Raw genomic sequence first — 16,082 nt, forward strand, 5'->3', positions numbered from 1 at the left:
ACCAGAAAGTCGCCTTCGCCACTGGTGTTCCTCCACATATCTACGCATTTCACCGCTACACGTGGAATTCCACTTTCCTCTTCTGCACTCAAGTCCCCCAGTTTCCAATGACCCTCCACGGTTGAGCCGTGGGCTTTCACATCAGACTTAAGAGACCGCCTGCGCGCGCTTTACGCCCAATAATTCCGGACAACGCTTGCCACCTACGTATTACCGCGGCTGCTGGCACGTAGTTAGCCGTGGCTTTCTGGTTAGGTACCGTCAAGGTGCCGCCCTATTCGAACGGCACTTGTTCTTCCCTAACAACAGAGCTTTACGATCCGAAAACCTTCATCACTCACGCGGCGTTGCTCCGTCAGACTTTCGTCCATTGCGGAAGATTCCCTACTGCTGCCTCCCGTAGGAGTCTGGGCCGTGTCTCAGTCCCAGTGTGGCCGATCACCCTCTCAGGTCGGCTACGCATCGTCGCCTTGGTGAGCCGTTACCTCACCAACTAGCTAATGCGCCGCGGGTCCATCTGTAAGTGGCAGCCGAAGCCGCCTTTCCACTCTCCCCCATGCGGGGAAAAGAACTATCCGGTATTAGCCCCGGTTTCCCGGAGTTATCCCAGTCTTACAGGCAGGTTACCCACGTGTTACTCACCCGTCCGCCGCTGACTAAGAAGAAACAAAGTTTCTTAAAGTCCGCTCGACTTGCATGTATTAGGCACGCCGCCAGCGTTCGTCCTGAGCCAGGATCAAACTCTCCGATAGAAGTTTGACTTGCTCATTTGCTAATTATAGTATTAGCAACTTTATAAGAACTAGGTTCTTACTAGAATTAACGTTGACGTTTTGTCTTGTTTTGTTCAGTTTTCAAGGTTCAATCTTCAAGTGCTCTCAAGAGCAGCTTTTATATATTAACACTTTTAAAATAATGTGTCAATATGTTTTTTAATGAAGTTTATTTACTCGCTTTGCTTAGTAACATTAATGATGTTCATTTACTTCGCTTTGCTTTGTAAAAAACTAAGTGGAGCCTAGCGGGATCGAACCGCTGACCTCCTGCGTGCAAAGCAGGCGCTCTCCCAGCTGAGCTAAGGCCCCATATAATTCTAATGGTCGGGAAGACAGGATTTGAACCTGCGACCCCTTGGTCCCAAACCAAGTGCTCTACCAAGCTGAGCTACTCCCCGAAATGAATGGCGCGCCCGAGAGGAGTCGAACCCCTAACCTTTTGATCCGTAGTCAAACGCTCTATCCAATTGAGCTACGGGCGCAATGTAATAATCATGAAGATGCAATGGAGCGGAAGACGGGATTCGAACCCGCGACCCCCACCTTGGCAAGGTGGTGTTCTACCACTGAACTACTTCCGCAAAAATGGTGCGGGTGAAGGGAGTCGAACCCCCACGCCTTGCGGCGCCAGATCCTAAGTCTGGTGCGTCTGCCAATTCCGCCACACCCGCATATTCTGCTTAAGTTGAAAAAATGGTGGAGGATGACGGGATCGAACCGCCGACCCTCTGCTTGTAAGGCAGATGCTCTCCCAGCTGAGCTAATCCTCCAATATTATAATGACTCACAACAACCAACTATCTTTCAATCATTGTTGCAGCGACAAGAAATAGTATATCACCCGCTTTCGCGGAAGTCAACTTCTTTTTCGAAAAAGAAAAATTCAATTCTTTTCAAACGCTTCACTCTTTTGTTGAGGAAGAATATAAAGATACCACTTTTATAAAGATCCTTTCAACAGGTATTTTTTTACTTAAAAGATCCTCAATATCCATCGATATTGAGGATCTAATTTCAACCTTTAGAACCTTACAAGCTGAGATTGAGATTCTTTCCATGAAAGGAGTTTCTCAAATTGTGATCGGGCATCGGAATAACCTTGATTATAAAGTTCTTCAAGTTTTTTGGGATTGCGTTCAACCCTTCCCACTTTTAAAGGAAGTTGAGGACGTATGATAAAGACGCTGCCTTTTTCTTCTTCCCTTTCCAGGTAATCAACCGTCTCATTATAAAGGTTGTATCTGTTCATCATGGCTTGACGCAAACCAGGATATTGAGGATATTTCCGTTTGATAAGATAATTAAATCTGGATGGACTTTTTTTATACCCTTTATTCCGGGTCAGGACTACGACATTCTTTTTGAATCCATCAAATTCAGCTCTCTTCACCGGGATCGGGTCGCTTATTCCACCATCAAGTAAATGGCGGGACTGGAATTCCACAACCGGGGCAACAAAAGGAAGCGAACTGGAAGCACGGATCGGCGTAAGGACATCGTTTCCGTAATCTCTTCTGTAATGATATACGGGCTCACCAGTATGGCAGTCGGTTGTACCGATGACAAACTCGGACTGATTTTGTTGAAAAGCACTAAAATCATATGGCACAATCTTATTCGGAATTTCATTGAAAACAAAGTCCATTCCAAACAGTTCCCGATTTTTAATATAATTTCTCCAGGAGAGATATCTTGGATTTCCTGCAAATCCAATATTCACCTTTTTATTTCGCCCTTTTTGTTTCGACAAGAAAGAGGCAGCAATACACGCTCCCGCTGAGACCCCGATGACATAAGGAAATTCAATGTCATTTTCCAAAAGATATTCCAGTACACCAGCAGTGTATACTCCTCTCATCCCTCCGCCTTCCAGAACAAGACCGGATTGTTCAAAAAGCATGAGACTTCACCTTCTTTATATTAATTCCTTAAATATATATAAATGAATCACCTAATTATTGTCTCACAAAAATGAACGGAAGTGTATTAATCGGCTTGTGGCGAGCTGAAGGGAATCAGCATTGCCCCGCATTCTTTTTCATAGTACTCAATCGGGCCGGCCTCCCCTAAAACAATATAGGCGTAACCTTTCCGCTTCATATCAGAAAGAGCTTCGTGAAGAAGGATACTTCCCAGCCTGTTCTTTCTTTCTTCTTTTATCACTCCCATTGGACCATAGATCCCCTTTTGATTGAGGTAAATATCATAGGAGGAGAAACCAATGAGCTTTTCAGATTTCCAGGCCAGAAATATGGGAATCTCCTCTTGGTGAAACCCATTCTTAAGTGTCTTTGTCCAACCCTCGCCAAAATGTTCGGCGGCAAAGTCCACTAGCCGTTGTTCATCACCTGCTGCCGCTCTTTTGATAGTAACGCCGGGATTTGGGATTTCCTTATTGGAATATGTATTCATGGATACAAGCAGATCGCGGGCTGTGGTTACGGATTCTCTAATTCTCCCATGCGGAAGACCCTTTAGGAATTCTTGCTCTTCTGCAGACCATAGTTGATAAAATGCTTTGAGGACGTGCCCCTCATTCAGGTAAATCTGGTTATAGTTTTTCATGATTTCCAATGCCCTGTCCCAAATGCGCTCCACTCGTTTCGCAACTGTTAAGGAAAAGTCTTTATGCGGGACACTTACCTCTTCCCTGCTTCTATTTAAAACAAGGAGATCGTGTAAGTCATCTTCTAACATGAGGTACATCTCTAATAATGTACCTTTCTTTACGAGAGCAGCACCAAGAAAGAGGTCAATCGGTTCAACCGGCCCATCACTGATTTCCTCTGCATTGCTGATTAACTGTTTTACTTTATCAGTCAAATAATATGTTTCCACCAAGATTCCCCCTATACAAAAAACCGATTCTTCAATAGAACCGGTCTTATTTCTTTTCTATATTCTACAAAAAATCTCTTTTTCCTATGATAACTCTCGTTTTTTGAACAATACCGGGGATGTCGCGATAAGAATGATGATAAGTACCACTGTGGCTGCAATTGTCATCGTCAAATCGCCGGACCATTTCCCTTCCATCAGAATTTCTGCTGTATAGCTGGACAACTGGGAGGGAAACCACTCCAGCTGATTTGAAAAAGTTCCTGAAAGGAATGAGAGAAAGATCGATACAGCAATGGCCGAGAATGCGGCAACCCCTGGAGAAGAGGTAAGGCTGCTGAAAAATACCGTCAATGTGACAACAAAGGAAAGCCAGAAACCATAAGTCACCAATGCTTTAAGGAAAGATTCTGCAGAAATGTTTTCGAATAAGATATTGATATAATACCAGCTTGAGAGCATACCTAATATATAGGAGATCCACACAAGAATCATTGCTGCAGCCCATTTCGATAGAATGTAGCTATGGTAAGACACCGGCTTTACCAGCACGAGGGATGCGCTCCCGTTTTTTCTTTCACCTGCAACTGTCCCCATGAACCCCAATACAATCACAAGCACTCCCATCATGCTGTATTGACCGATCGTCGAAAGAAGCACTTCTTCCGATGTTGGCGGCGGAATCTCAATGACCGCTCCCTCCGGAAGATTTCCAACTGCATCCAAAATGTCCGGCATGTAATAAGCAGTCAACGGTTCTGTTATACCGAAAAGAATGAAAACGATCGGCATCCACATCCATTTAAAATTGCGCCTGGATTCAAGAAGTTCCTTTTTCAAAAGCACGACGAATTGTTTCAATTATCTCACCACCTTCATGAATATGTCTTCGAGACTGCTCTCGCTTGTTTCAAATTTGTTCACTGGAATATTGTTCTCAACAGCAGCCTTTAACACTTCATCTCTGGCTGCATTTACATCTCTCACTTCCAGGCGTATAAGGTCGCCATTTATTTTATACCCTTGAATTGATGGCAGGTTCATAAAGTGCTTTATATGATTCTCTGCTTTTTCATCGAATCGGACTGTCAGCATGTCCTCTTTATATTTATTTTTAATTTCTCTCAATGTACCGTTTTCAACGAGTTTGCCGCTGTGAAGAAACAGTATATCATCGCAGATCTCTTCTGCATCATTCAGTATATGGGTAGAGAACAATATCGTCGTTTCATGTTTCAGCTTCCCCATCAGCTCCAAAACTTCCCGTCTTCCGAATGGATCAAGGGCTGATACCGGTTCATCCAGCATAATCAGTTTTGGACGATGGATGAGCGCTTGAGCAATACCCAGTCTTTGTTTCATTCCACCGGAAAATTGACCGACCTTTCTTTTTTTCGCATCTTCAAGACCGACAAGATCAAGGAGTTCATCCGTGCGCTTCCTTGCTTCAGTTCTCCCCATGCCTGCCACTTCACCTGAAAACACCATATACTCTTCAGCTGTCATCCATTCAAAGAAAGACGGATATTGAGGCAGATACCCTATCAGTGAGCGCAGATCCCGTGTGTGGGGAAGCAGCTCTGAGGAAACGCTTCCGGAAGAAGGGGTGATTAAACCGGCCAGCATTTTGATTGTTGTCGTTTTGCCTGCTCCGTTTGGCCCCAGCAAAGCCGTACACTTGCCTTCTTCAAGATGGAAGTTCAATTTATCCACTGCCAGCTTCTCTTTATATTTTTTCTGAAGATCTTTCACTGTAATGACGTTCATCCATTTTGTCTCCTTCCGATTACAAAGTAGATAATCGGTCCGATAATGTTGACGAAAAGGATGAGGAGCACCCAAAGCCATTTAGGTCCATTTGTATCCTTTATTCGTATTACATCCACCAGTGCGGTAATCATCAGAATGAATTGAATGATAATTAAAGGAGCAATCAACCCCCAGTTAATTGATCCCAAAGCTTGTTGTAATTCTGCCATTTTAATTCCTCCCTTTGTTCCTTTTTGCTTTCTCGATGATAATACGAAGAAGTTTAAATTCCGTTCATTATTTTTATAAATTTTTTTCTGCAACAAAAAAAGCAGCCCCTTACCTGTGTGCAGGGCCGCTTTCAATCATTTATATATCTCATTCATCTTTTCTATTTCAGTTTTGATTTTTTCTGCCAGTGAAGGGGGAGAAATCACTTTGGCCTGGCTTCCCCAGTTTAAAATCCAGCTTGCCAGCCCTTCACTGTCTCTTGCTTTCGTAGTCAGGATAAAATGTTCTTCATCAATTTTTTGGATATCGACATCTTTACCGAATTTATCAAGCATGACATTGATCAATTCATTCTTAAAACGGACTTTGATCCATTCTTCCGACCCGGCAAACATGTGGAAAGTCGATTGAACATACCTGCTTACATCAAAAGGTTCAAAAGTGAAAGTTTCTTTAGTCACTTCTACATTCCTCAACCGGTCGATGCGGTAGTGACGGATTTCATCCGCTTCCATAAAAAAGGCGATAAGATAATAAAAGTCATTCGTCCATGTCAGTGCCAGAGGTTTCACACGGTACCTCCCACCACTGCGGCTCAGGGTGAACTGCTTGTCCACATTATATCTGCCGTATTGAAAGGTGATGACCTTTTTCTCTGCAATGGCCTGATGGAGTTCATGGATGGTGAGTCTGACCATCGGGCTTTCACTCTTGACGGAGGAATCAATCAATATTTCATTTTGGAGCAATTTTGCCTGATGGATGCTTGTCAGTCTTTTTATTTTGCGAATTAAGTTCTTTGTTTCATCTTTTGTGATAAAACGGGCGGAAACGACTGCATCGATCAACATCCTTAATTCATAAAGTTCGAATAGGCGGTACTGGTGACTGTAGTATTTCGGCAGTCCCTCTTTCACTTGATTGATTGTGACATCAAATCCCGATTGAATCAGATGTTCGATATCATCCTTCAAGGAATTCTTGTTAAGCTTCATTTCCGTCCCGTATGAAAGCTTAAATTGGGTTGACAACTCTTCGAAAGATAATTCATGATCTTCATCAGTCTTCTCTCTTAATATCTCCATCAACTTCAGCAGTCGTTCCTTATTATTTACACGGTCCACTCTATTCACCTCACTTATATTCTAGCAAATTTGGAACGTTATTACCGGAAAACAGGATAACCGGCTGCACTGAAGTACAGCCGGTTCCTTACCGCTTTAAAGCACCGGGGGACTGTCCCCCGGTGAGGTAATGCGTTACACCAATAAAGTATAGGTTATTTGATAATTCGGAAGACGGTCGGTATGCGGTAGCATTCCCCTTCATATGCCTTGATGGCTCCCAGTATGGTAAAGATGAAGGCAAGCAGGCCGACAATCGGTGCCAGAATGAATCCAACCAGGACGACCATCAGCAAAGTACTGACAAGTCCGTATACAAAATATGAGATAAGAAAGTTCATATATTCCTTTCCATGGTGGTCAATATACTCCGATTCATCTTTCTTGATAAGCCAGATCACTAACGGACCGATAAAAGCGGTGAAAAAACTGATAATGTAAATGAATGCAGCTAATAGTCTTTCATCTTTTGTTGATTCCAACAGTATACCTCCCCGGATCAAAGATTGTTTTCTATCTATCTATACGAACGCCGATGTGAAAAGTTTCAAGTTATTTATAAGTTTCACTTCAACGCTTTAAAGCGGCGGGGGACTGTCCCCCATCGCTTTAAAGGGGTAAAGGGATGGTCTTCTTCCTGATTTTTTGAATATATGTTAATAGAAACCTTGTCCAGGAAGGATGAAATAATATGATGTCAAAGTTGGAAGCCCTTATATTGGGGATGATTCAAGGGCTGACTGAATTTTTGCCGATTTCCAGTACAGGCCACCTTTATATAGGGCGTAAAGCCTTTGGACTGGAGGAAGCCGGTCTCTTCCTCGATACCATGCTGCACTTGGGAACACTGCTTGCTGTTCTTGTTGTTTACCAAAAGGAATTGCTCCATATGATCCGCCACCCTTTCAGCAAACTCAGCTTCATCCTCGTAATCGGCACAATTCCTGCTGTCATTATCGGTTTTTCTTTTGAAGATTATTTTGACAGGATTTCCACAACAGGCAGTACAATCGGCTGGGAATTTCTAATTACCGGGCTGATCATGTATATTGCCGATGGGGTCAAGGATGGATACAAAAAACTTGAGGACTTATCTTATACTGATGCCTTTGTCATTGGAAGCTTTCAAGCGGCTGCCATTTTTCCCGCCCTCTCCAGGTCTGGATTGACCATCGCAGCAGGTCTGTTCCGCAAACTTGACCGTCAGACAGCTGCATACTTTTCATTTCTTCTCTCAACGCCAGCCATTCTCGGAGGATTGATCATCAAGGGAAAAGACCTGTTTACCGGCCATGTTGAAGCCGTTTCTCTCTCCGCATTGATGGTTGGCACAGCAGCTTCGGCTGTTTTCGGTTATATTGCCATCGTTGCCATGATTAATTTCCTGAAGAATCGTTCACTAAAAATCTTTTCCTATTATGTTTGGGGTCTTGGCATCCTCATACTGATGCTCCAATGGGCGGGGATATTTTAAGGAGGGATGGCAGTGGGAAACGAATGGATACTTGATTTACTTCAGCTCCTTTCTGAATGGGGATACCTAGGGATTGCTTTTGGATTGATGATTGAAGTGATCCCCAGTGAACTTGTATTAAGTTATGGTGGCTTCCTGGTCTCTGAAGATAAGCTGCACTTCCTGGGCGCCCTTGTTTCAGGTGTCATCGGCGGCACTGTGGCACAGCTGTTTTTATATTGGCTGGGCCTTTATGGCGGAAGACCGTTCTTTGAGAAATGGGGGAGATACCTCCTTATCAGTGAAAAGCACCTTCAAGCCTCCGAAGACTGGTTCAGCAGGTATGGCACTTTTGTCATTTTTTCGGCACGATTCATCCCGGTCGTACGCCACGCCATATCAATTCCGGCTGGGATAGGAAAGATGAAGTTTTCTTTATTCTTCCTCTATACTTTCACAGCAATGATTCCTTGGACCGTCCTGTTTCTTCTGATTGGCATGGAGCTTGGAGATCATTGGGAGCAAATCGAAGTCATAGGCGGCCAATACATCAAGCCCATCGCATTCTTTGCCTGCTCAGGAATCGCTCTTTACTTTGCAGTGCAGTTATGGAGAGGGAATCAAAAGAATAAATAGGAACTTTTTCTGACTTCAAATTAAACCTGCCATTGTATACAATATTATCAATTGGCTGATTGTTTTAATGCCACTATAGTAAAGGAAATGAAGTCATGCAAAATCTTATCTTGAAAAATGCTGTAGTTTATACCATCACTTCTGGTGTCATTCCAAACGGGCATGTGTGGATAGAGAAAGGAAAAATAAAAAAAGTATCAGCGCATGAGATTGAGGGTCTGCCAGATGCGAAAGTGATCGACTGTGAGGGAAGACACCTTCTTCCAGGTTTCATCGATGTCCATACCCATCTCGGACTCTATGACGAAGGGACCGGCTGGGCAGGAAACGACGCCAATGAAACCATTGAACCAATGACACCCCATATACGAGCCTTCGATGGAGTTTATCCACTGGATCCAGGGTTCCAAGATGCACTTAAGTACGGTGTTACGACAGTTAATGTCATGCCAGGAAGCGCCAATGTAATCGGCGGCACAACTGCCGTTATCAAAACATTCGGCAAGAATATTGCTTCTATGCTTGTCCGTGAAACGTCCGGGCTGAAGCTGGCCCTTGGAGAGAATCCGAAAAGGATACACAGCAACGGCAATAATGAATCCATTACACGTATGGGGATCATGGGTATGCTGAGGGAAGCCTTCTTCAACGCCAAGTACTGTGATCAACCTGAAGAACTCCGGGTTGCCCCCCTCGTAATGGCACTGAAAAGGGAAATCCCTGTCAGGGTACATGCCCATCGTGCCGATGATATCCTTTCTGCAGTCCGCTTTGCTCAGGAATTCGATTTGGATTTAAGAATCGAGCATTGCACCGAGGGCCATCTTATAGCCAAGGAACTTCGTGATTTGTCATTAAAAGTTTGCGTTGGCCCTACTTTTACACGCCGGTCTAAAGTGGAATTAAAAAATAAAGGCTGGCAGACGTATCAGGAGTTGTCTAATAATGGGGTCGAGGTATCCATCACCACCGACCACCCCTACACTCCTGTCCAGTATCTGAATATGTGTGCAGCCATAGCAGTCAGAGAAGGATGGGATCCGGAAAAAGCACTAGAAGGCATTACCATTAATCCTGCAAGGAACCTTGGTGTCGACCATCGTCTTGGCAGTGTCGAAGAGGGAAAGGATGCCGACTTGGTGCTTTGGAGCGAGCATCCGTTTCATTTTATGGCGAAACCTGTCCTGACTTTAGTGAACGGTGAGGCCGCGTTCAAAAATTTGTAGAAAATTGGTGGATTTTTTCATAAAAAATTAACGAAAAACCTATTTCATTTTATGTTTTTTTCTAGTATGATACGAACAGATGATATATTCCATTATATTGTTCACTAGCCGAGCAATCTGAATATATATTGGCTTATGTAATGGAGGGAAGGCAAATGGTGCGCCACCAGTTTCTTGACTGGTCTTAGTGGGTTCGATTCCCACCCCGAAATTTTTTATGTATTTTATGAAAAATTTCGAGGGTGGAGTCTTACGCTAAAAGACTGCCCTCATGGAGGGATATTAATGATCAAGAAACGCGAATTTCAGGACTGTCATGTTCTGTTTGATTTGATGGTGCATCCAGAGGTCTTCCCTTTTGTGCGTCACAAAGCCCATTCCTATGAGGAATTTCTGTTTTTGACGAAAAGTACAATTGAAGCCGAAGAGCGCGGAGAACTAATTTCACGTACCATTGTGGATGAATGGAGCAACCCGATCGGTACCATCAACCTGTTTGACATCGAAAACGGAGCAGGTTTCCTTGGAACCTGGATCGGCAAACCATACCATGGCAAAGGGTACAACAAACCTGCTAAAGATGCTTTTTTCCATGAGCTATTCTATGAGCTGGGAATGGAAACCGTCTTTATGAGAATTCGAAAAGTTAACATCCGGTCACAAAAAGCAGCTGAAAAACTGCCTTATGTTATCAAGGCGAATGAATTAAGGCCATCCATCTACGAACAATTGAATGCAGATGGGGATATTTACGATTTATACGAAATTCCAAAAGATCTATATACAATGCACCTCTACAGCACTCCTCAAGAAGAAGAGCAGGCATTGGAGGCATAAGAAAAGCTCTGGGTTTCCTGATTGGAACCAGAGCTTTTTGTTTGTTATTAGTCTTTTTTTATTTCGACAATCGCGAAAGTTCGTTGAACATGTCCTCAATGGTATATGAGGATTTATTTTTTTCCATTGCTGTGATCATATTGCCGCTGTTTTGTTCAAGCTCATCCAGTTTTTGTTTGAAGGTGGCCGGGGTTAACTCTTCCTCTTCAAGCTTGATGGCAATTCCCTGTTTAACGAAAGAATCCGCATTGATGATTTGGTCGCCCCTGCTTGCTTCGCGGGAAAGCGGAATCAGCAGCATCGGTATCTTTAGTGCTAAGAATTCAAAGATGGAGTTTGAACCTGCCCTTGAAATAACATAGTCTGTCAGATCGAGAAAATGCGGAAGCTCGGTTGTTACATATTCGTACTGCTTATATCCCTTTTGCTCCAAAGAAGGATCTAAGTTTCCCTTTCCGCATAGATGGATAATTTGATATTTCCCCAATAATTCTTGTAAGTTCTTTCTGACCGCTTCATTGATTTTTCTTGATCCGAGACTGCCGCCCATGATCATCAAAACCGGTTTATCCTCATAGAACCCAGTCAATCTCTTCCCTTCTGCTTTATCTCCTGAAAACAGTTCTTCCCGGATGATGGCGCCTGCACAAATAGATTTGTCAGACGGCATGCTGTTCAAGGTTTCGGGGAACGTCGTGAAAATTTTCGTTGCAAATGGGACAGCAAGTTTATTTGCAAGTCCAGGAGTGAAATCCGATTCATGGATGGCAGTCGGAATCCCTGTCATCTTTGCAGCCATGACGACAGGAACCGATACGAAACCGCCTTTTGAAAAAATGACATCTGGCTTGGTCTTTCTAATAATCGTCAAAGCTTCCATAAGGCCTTTCATTACCCTGAATGGATCGGAAAAGTTTTTCCATGAGAAATACCTGCGCAGTTTTCCGCTTGAAATTCCGTGATATGGAATATCAGGAAACTGTTCTGTTATGATTTCATTCTCTATCCCGTCCTTCGATCCTATGTATGACACTTTCCATCCCTGCTTTTTGAAAAAAGGGATAAGGGCCGCATTAACGGTGACATGCCCGGCAGATCCGCCGCCGGTAAAAAGTATATGTTTGCTCATCCTAAAGCTCCTATCCATTAAGTATCCTTTACCATTATACACAGTATTTTTCTAAACATTATCAAAAATATATATTAACATGGATGATTCCCGCTTTCGAGCGGAAAATCCCTGTTCTGATTCTTCTTTACCCTAATCAGGAAACAATTATGATATAATTCATTGGTTCATTACTATTTGCTTTTTAAATATGTTTTAATTTTTTTTTGTGAGGCTGAAAACAATGAGACAAACCACGACTTTGAAAGAAAAATTCGCACAATTTCTTATCGTGCTGGTACCCATCCTTGTCACACAGTTAGGGATGTTCAGCATGAGCTTTTTCGATACGATGATGTCCGGGAAGTTTTCTTCCACTGACCTCGCGGGAGTGGCCATCGGTTCATCCTTATGGGTTCCCGTATTTACCGGTTTAAGCGGGATACTGCTTGCCATCACCCCCATTGTTGCCCAATTGGTTGGTGGAGAGCGGCATAAAGATGTAGCTTTTTCCGTTATACAAGGTGTATATGCAGCAGTTTTTCTTGCTGTAATTGTCATCCTAGCCGGTGTCTTCTTCCTCGATCCCATCCTTAATAATATGAAACTCGAGGATTCTGTCAGGTTGGTTGCGAAGAATTACTTGATTGCACTGGCATTCGGTGTAATCCCTGTGTTCGTGTACAATGTGCTCCGTTCATTTATTGATGCCCTTGGGATGACCCGTATTACTATGTACGTCACATTAACTTCATTACCGATTAATATATTTTTCAATTATGTGCTTATTTTCGGTAAGTTTGGATTCCCACAGCTTGGAGGAGTCGGAGCAGGAGTCGCTTCTTCCATCACTTACTGGCTGATCACCCTGATAGCGGCACTTGTCATCCACCAGCATTATCCACTGAGGAAATACAATGTTTTTGGAAAGTGGTTTGCGATATCAATTGCCAAGTGGAAGGACATCTTGCTTATCGGTGTCCCAATCGGGCTTTCCATTTTCTTTGAAGTAAGTATCTTTTCAGCTGTCACCCTCTTCATGAGTGAATACAGTACCAATATCATAGCTGCCCACACAGCCGCAATTAATTTCGCTTCTTTCCTTTACATGATTCCTTTGAGTATATCCATGGGATTGACAATTGTGGTGGGGTTTGAGGTGGGAGCAAAGAGACTTGAGGATGCAAAGACCTACAGTTTAATGGGAATCTTCACTGCAGTCATCCTTGCGGTTATCTATGGTGTGGTCCTGCTTCTGTTCAGGGAGCCTATTTCCATCCTTTATACAGATAACCCCCAGGTTAGCGAGCTGATAGTTCACTTCCTGCTCTATGCGGTATTCTTCCAGCTTTCGGATGCGGTCCAAGCACCTGTCCAGGGAGCCCTCAGGGGATATAAAGATGTTAATATAACTTTTATCATGGCTTTGATATCTTATTGGATCATTGGCCTTCCCCTTGGATATTGTTTGGCAAAGTTCACTGAATTCGGGCCGTATGGATACTGGATCGGGCTTATTTCCGGTTTGACCGCAGGGGCCATTACACTTTCCTGGCGCCTTAAAATTGTTCAGAGAAAGACAAAATTAAAAATTAAAACTTCAGCATAAAAAAAGACAGGTCCAGTCGGATCTGTCTTTTTTCAGTGTTCAAGGATTTTATCAAATGTATAAAAAGGATTCTCCTTCCCCATGAATTGAATCTCACCTGTTTGTATAAAACCATTCTTTTTAAAAAGTGCCTGCGCTTTTTTGTTGAGTGAATATGTATCCGTCCTGATATAATAGACATTATGTTCTTTTGCCGTTTCTTCTGTGTGACTTATCAGAAGTGAAGCAATCCCTTTTCCGCGGACCTCCGGATCAACGACGAGCCTGTGAAATAAATAGGCAGGCCCTTCCTTCCTCCACTGTGAGGTACCATACTCATCCGGTTCTCTCTGGTCAATGGTAATACTTCCAGCCACATTATCATCCTCATCAACAGCGACATATAATGAGCCATAATCTGCATCTCTTGAAAAATCGTCTGCCAGAGGATACTCATCCGTCCATTGATCAATATTCTCGCTTTTCATGATTTCCACTGTTTTTCTGACCATTTTCATTATATCTTCTACATCTTCCTTGTTCCCTTTGCGGATAGAATAGGACATTGGAATTCACTCCTTTTTTCGATCTGAATCCATTTTCTGTTTCTCAAGTTACCATTAAAGTTTTTTTAGTTCAATCAGGACGGCTTTTCCAGCTTTAAAAAACCATAAAAAAAGGAAAGCCTATGTTCAGGCTTTCCTTAGAGTGATTATATTATTTACCAATAAACATTTGAGTCCAATAGTTCCCGTTAGCATTATGGCCGACACCAATGTGGGTGAAGTTGCTGCTTAAAATATTTTTACGATGTCCTTCACTATTCATCCATGCTTTCACCACGTCTTCAGGTGTAGGCTGACCCATGGCAATATTTTCACCCGCCGCACGGTAATCAATTCCAAACTGTTTCATCATATCGAATGGAGAACCATATGTCGGGCTTGTGTGAGAGAAGTAATTTTTAGCTTGCATATCATTGGATTTCTCACGGGCTACTTTGCTTAACTCTGTATCAATCTTAAGAGCCGGAAGACCATTTTTAGCTCTTTCCTGGTTAGTCAGTTCAACAACTTGTCTTTCATATTGACTGAGTGTACCGCTGGCAGCTTCCGTTGTTTTCTTTTCTTCTGCCGTTGGCTGCTGCGATGCTGCAGGAGTAGTGCTTTCTGGTGCCGGTGCTTGTACTTCAGGTGTTTCTGCAGGTGCAGGCTGTTCTTGAACTGGTTGTTCTTGAACCGGCTGTTCTGCTTTTTGCTGATAGTTCCAATTTATATTATATTTTGACATTACATCCTGAATCCACTTATTGAGTTCATCATGGTTTCCAGAAAATTGATAGGAATAAACCTTTGTTTGTGTTTGAATTTGGTTGTTGCTGGCAGCTTCTGCATTATTGAAGAATGGAGCAGCCATTAATGTAAAAGCAGTTGCTGCTGATACGATCATTTTCTTTTTTGTATTCATGATGTTCCTCCTCTGAAATGTGGTTGCTGTGTTGCACAATCATCATATCATCGGATTCTTTGTCATAATTGTGGTTAAACTGTAAGAGCGCCGGGTATTTCCTTAAATTTACAAACAAAAAGAGCAAAACACTTATTATCATTGGATTCCGCTCTTTTTTCACAAATATACATTTTTGGATTATTTTGCAGTGAATTCTTTTAACTACCAGGTTTAGAACATTGACAGCTTTTCATACCCATATGCATCGTTTCAAAAATAACATTAAAGTTTCATTCGTTAAATTCTATAGATTCGTCCGTAACTCTTCCATTTGCTCAGTGTAAAATCCAATGAGGTTGTACTTTTCCTCAATCGATAAAGAGGATTCCATGATTCTCTTTACTGCAAAGTAGTATTTTATTTCTTTGGATTTTCGCACACGGGGATGGCTGTTTTCATCTTTCAGCTCTCTCAGCACTGCTTCTTTTACGATAACGGCTGCTTCTTTCTCTTTGGATTGAAGATCTCTATGGTTCCAAATTCTCTTATAGATGTTCAATAATTCTTCGTAGTTGGTTTCCATTCTACTCCCCTTTTCACTATATACATATTTCCAGTTTATTTTTCTCATACTAATCATAAATACGAAAGGGTGGTGGTATTTCAATGAACAGTCCTTACAGATGTCCCAATTGTAAAACAAATCGATCTCGCTTCAACATTATACAGCAGGTTCCACAGAGTGTGAAACTTGATCCGCAATCTGGAGAAGTCATCCAGCAGTATGAGAGCAATAACCTCGATCCTTTCCATATTCCATATAAAGGACCTGAATACAAGGTGCAATGCGGTGCTTGCGGACTGGTTGAAGACGAAAGGACATTCAAGAAATTCGGAGAAAGCTAATCTTCTTTAGCTTTCTTTTTTTGTTTCCCTTTTCCTGAGGCTGCTCTTGTTCCCCTTCAATTTGATTTCCCATAACACTACAAGCCAGTAAATCCTGCTCCATGGCTGCATGACACACAGTTCGAGAAAAAAAACCTCCTATATTTCACTTACCTCTTACC

17 protein-coding genes, 6 tRNA genes and 1 rRNA gene (1 of these 24 cut by a window edge) are annotated in these 16,082 nt (G+C 42.6%); 6 read left to right on the plus strand and 18 right to left on the minus strand.

The features are described 5' to 3' along the window. From ACOJQI_RS14100 to ACOJQI_RS14165, 14 genes are all read right to left on the minus strand, one after another. A 16S ribosomal RNA gene (locus ACOJQI_RS14100) occupies positions 1 to 752 on the minus strand; it reaches 801 nt to the left of the window's first position. 260 nt (positions 753 to 1,012) lie between these two features. Continuing rightward, a tRNA-Ala gene (locus ACOJQI_RS14105) sits at positions 1,013 to 1,085 on the minus strand. Positions 1,086 to 1,097: 12 nt separating this feature from the next. Then, positions 1,098 to 1,174, minus strand: a tRNA-Pro gene (locus tag ACOJQI_RS14110). Between the two features lie 7 nt (positions 1,175 to 1,181). Further along, positions 1,182 to 1,258, minus strand: a tRNA-Arg gene (locus ACOJQI_RS14115). A 24-nt stretch (positions 1,259 to 1,282) separates the two neighbouring features. Then, positions 1,283 to 1,357 (minus strand) — tRNA-Gly (locus ACOJQI_RS14120). Positions 1,358 to 1,362: 5 nt separating this feature from the next. Then, positions 1,363 to 1,447: transfer RNA gene (locus ACOJQI_RS14125), tRNA-Leu, on the minus strand. Between the two features lie 23 nt (positions 1,448 to 1,470). After that, positions 1,471 to 1,546, minus strand: a tRNA-Val gene (locus tag ACOJQI_RS14130). A gap of 251 nt (positions 1,547 to 1,797) precedes the next feature. After that, complete coding sequence (locus tag ACOJQI_RS14135) at positions 1,798 to 2,676, minus strand: patatin-like phospholipase family protein (RefSeq protein WP_421378923.1); 879 nt, start codon at positions 2,674 to 2,676, stop codon at positions 1,798 to 1,800. A gap of 86 nt (positions 2,677 to 2,762) precedes the next feature. Further along, complete coding sequence (locus ACOJQI_RS14140) at positions 2,763 to 3,614, minus strand: GNAT family N-acetyltransferase (RefSeq protein WP_421378925.1); 852 nt, start codon at positions 3,612 to 3,614, stop codon at positions 2,763 to 2,765. A gap of 84 nt (positions 3,615 to 3,698) precedes the next feature. Continuing rightward, positions 3,699 to 4,475, minus strand: a complete 777-nt coding sequence (locus ACOJQI_RS14145; RefSeq protein WP_421378927.1) for an ABC transporter permease — start codon at positions 4,473 to 4,475, stop codon at positions 3,699 to 3,701. Next, entirely contained in the window at positions 4,476 to 5,381 is a 906-nt protein-coding gene (locus tag ACOJQI_RS14150; RefSeq protein WP_421378929.1) for an ATP-binding cassette domain-containing protein, read from the minus strand. It lies immediately after the preceding gene. Then, positions 5,378 to 5,593: a PLD nuclease N-terminal domain-containing protein gene (locus ACOJQI_RS14155; protein WP_421378931.1), complete on the minus strand. Its 216-nt coding sequence runs from the start codon at positions 5,591 to 5,593 to the stop codon at positions 5,378 to 5,380. Before ACOJQI_RS14155 ends, ACOJQI_RS14150 begins: the two co-directional genes overlap by 4 nt. A gap of 135 nt (positions 5,594 to 5,728) precedes the next feature. Then, on the minus strand, positions 5,729 to 6,718 hold the full coding sequence (locus ACOJQI_RS14160) for a helix-turn-helix transcriptional regulator (RefSeq protein WP_421378933.1): 990 nt from the start codon (positions 6,716 to 6,718) through the stop codon (positions 5,729 to 5,731). Positions 6,719 to 6,873: 155 nt separating this feature from the next. Beyond that, complete coding sequence (locus ACOJQI_RS14165; protein WP_421378935.1) at positions 6,874 to 7,200, minus strand: DUF4870 domain-containing protein; 327 nt, start codon at positions 7,198 to 7,200, stop codon at positions 6,874 to 6,876. Positions 7,201 to 7,412: 212 nt separating this feature from the next. On the opposite strand from ACOJQI_RS14165, the gene ACOJQI_RS14170 reads away from it, so the two are divergent. The 4 genes from ACOJQI_RS14170 (at position 7,413) to ACOJQI_RS14185 (ending at position 10,870) form a co-directional block, all read left to right on the plus strand. Then, on the plus strand, positions 7,413 to 8,192 hold the full coding sequence (locus ACOJQI_RS14170; protein WP_421385476.1) for an undecaprenyl-diphosphate phosphatase: 780 nt from the start codon (positions 7,413 to 7,415) through the stop codon (positions 8,190 to 8,192). 6 nt (positions 8,193 to 8,198) lie between these two features. Beyond that, a complete protein-coding gene (locus tag ACOJQI_RS14175) occupies positions 8,199 to 8,807 on the plus strand; it encodes a DedA family protein (protein WP_421378938.1) in 609 nt (202 codons plus the stop codon). Between the two features lie 95 nt (positions 8,808 to 8,902). Then, positions 8,903 to 10,033 (plus strand): amidohydrolase, encoded by a 1,131-nt coding sequence (locus tag ACOJQI_RS14180; RefSeq protein WP_421378940.1) that lies wholly within the window; start codon positions 8,903 to 8,905, stop codon positions 10,031 to 10,033. A gap of 285 nt (positions 10,034 to 10,318) precedes the next feature. Beyond that, the gene (locus ACOJQI_RS14185) at positions 10,319 to 10,870 is read left to right on the plus strand and encodes a GNAT family N-acetyltransferase (protein WP_421378942.1); all 552 of its coding nucleotides are present in this window, start codon (positions 10,319 to 10,321) and stop codon (positions 10,868 to 10,870) included. A 58-nt stretch (positions 10,871 to 10,928) separates the two neighbouring features. On the opposite strand, the gene ACOJQI_RS14190 is transcribed toward ACOJQI_RS14185, so the two are convergent. Then, a complete protein-coding gene (locus ACOJQI_RS14190; protein WP_421378944.1) occupies positions 10,929 to 11,999 on the minus strand; it encodes an undecaprenyldiphospho-muramoylpentapeptide beta-N-acetylglucosaminyltransferase in 1,071 nt (356 codons plus the stop codon). A gap of 223 nt (positions 12,000 to 12,222) precedes the next feature. On the opposite strand from ACOJQI_RS14190, the gene ACOJQI_RS14195 reads away from it, so the two are divergent. Further along, on the plus strand, positions 12,223 to 13,587 hold the full coding sequence (locus tag ACOJQI_RS14195; protein WP_421378946.1) for an MATE family efflux transporter: 1,365 nt from the start codon (positions 12,223 to 12,225) through the stop codon (positions 13,585 to 13,587). Positions 13,588 to 13,619: 32 nt separating this feature from the next. Here the strand turns inward: ACOJQI_RS14195 and ACOJQI_RS14200 are convergent, their stop codons facing one another. The 3 genes from ACOJQI_RS14200 to ACOJQI_RS14210 form a co-directional block, all read right to left on the minus strand. After that, a complete protein-coding gene (locus ACOJQI_RS14200; RefSeq protein WP_421378948.1) occupies positions 13,620 to 14,132 on the minus strand; it encodes a GNAT family N-acetyltransferase in 513 nt (170 codons plus the stop codon). Between the two features lie 151 nt (positions 14,133 to 14,283). Further along, the gene (locus ACOJQI_RS14205) at positions 14,284 to 15,033 is read right to left on the minus strand and encodes a CAP domain-containing protein (protein WP_421378950.1); all 750 of its coding nucleotides are present in this window, start codon (positions 15,031 to 15,033) and stop codon (positions 14,284 to 14,286) included. A gap of 286 nt (positions 15,034 to 15,319) precedes the next feature. Further along, positions 15,320 to 15,598 carry a hypothetical protein gene (locus ACOJQI_RS14210; protein ID WP_421378953.1) on the minus strand — a complete coding sequence of 93 codons (279 nt, stop codon included), beginning with the start codon at positions 15,596 to 15,598 and terminating at the stop codon, positions 15,320 to 15,322. A gap of 83 nt (positions 15,599 to 15,681) precedes the next feature. Between ACOJQI_RS14210 and ACOJQI_RS14215 the strand changes: the two genes are divergently transcribed. Beyond that, positions 15,682 to 15,921 carry a DNA alkylation repair protein gene (locus ACOJQI_RS14215; RefSeq protein WP_421378955.1) on the plus strand — a complete coding sequence of 80 codons (240 nt, stop codon included), beginning with the start codon at positions 15,682 to 15,684 and terminating at the stop codon, positions 15,919 to 15,921. Positions 15,922 to 16,082 lie beyond the last annotated feature (161 nt).

This window comes from Bacillus salacetis (assembly GCF_049177075.1).
Classification (GTDB): domain Bacteria; phylum Bacillota; class Bacilli; order Bacillales; family Bacillaceae_B; genus Rossellomorea; species Rossellomorea salacetis_A.

What these genes read in the sequence shown, in the direction of transcription:
- ACOJQI_RS14135 (WP_421378923.1), bottom strand. Translation starts at nt 2,676, where the DNA reads ATGCTTTTTGAACAATCCGGTCTTGTTCTGGAAGGCGGAGGGATGAGA.
- ACOJQI_RS14150 (WP_421378929.1), bottom strand. Translation starts at nt 5,381, where the DNA reads ATGAACGTCATTACAGTGAAAGATCTTCAGAAAAAATATAAAGAGAAG.
- ACOJQI_RS14155 (WP_421378931.1), bottom strand. Translation starts at nt 5,593, where the DNA reads ATGGCAGAATTACAACAAGCTTTGGGATCAATTAACTGGGGGTTGATT.
- ACOJQI_RS14170 (WP_421385476.1), top strand. Translation starts at nt 7,413, where the DNA reads ATGTCAAAGTTGGAAGCCCTTATATTGGGGATGATTCAAGGGCTGACT.
- ACOJQI_RS14175 (WP_421378938.1), top strand. Translation starts at nt 8,199, where the DNA reads ATGGCAGTGGGAAACGAATGGATACTTGATTTACTTCAGCTCCTTTCT.
- ACOJQI_RS14180 (WP_421378940.1), top strand. Translation starts at nt 8,903, where the DNA reads ATGCAAAATCTTATCTTGAAAAATGCTGTAGTTTATACCATCACTTCT.
- ACOJQI_RS14185 (WP_421378942.1), top strand. Translation starts at nt 10,319, where the DNA reads ATGATCAAGAAACGCGAATTTCAGGACTGTCATGTTCTGTTTGATTTG.
- ACOJQI_RS14190 (WP_421378944.1), bottom strand. Translation starts at nt 11,999, where the DNA reads ATGAGCAAACATATACTTTTTACCGGCGGCGGATCTGCCGGGCATGTC.
- ACOJQI_RS14195 (WP_421378946.1), top strand. Translation starts at nt 12,223, where the DNA reads ATGAGACAAACCACGACTTTGAAAGAAAAATTCGCACAATTTCTTATC.
- ACOJQI_RS14200 (WP_421378948.1), bottom strand. Translation starts at nt 14,132, where the DNA reads ATGTCCTATTCTATCCGCAAAGGGAACAAGGAAGATGTAGAAGATATA.
- ACOJQI_RS14205 (WP_421378950.1), bottom strand. Translation starts at nt 15,033, where the DNA reads ATGAATACAAAAAAGAAAATGATCGTATCAGCAGCAACTGCTTTTACA.
- ACOJQI_RS14210 (WP_421378953.1), bottom strand. Translation starts at nt 15,598, where the DNA reads ATGGAAACCAACTACGAAGAATTATTGAACATCTATAAGAGAATTTGG.
- ACOJQI_RS14215 (WP_421378955.1), top strand. Translation starts at nt 15,682, where the DNA reads ATGAACAGTCCTTACAGATGTCCCAATTGTAAAACAAATCGATCTCGC.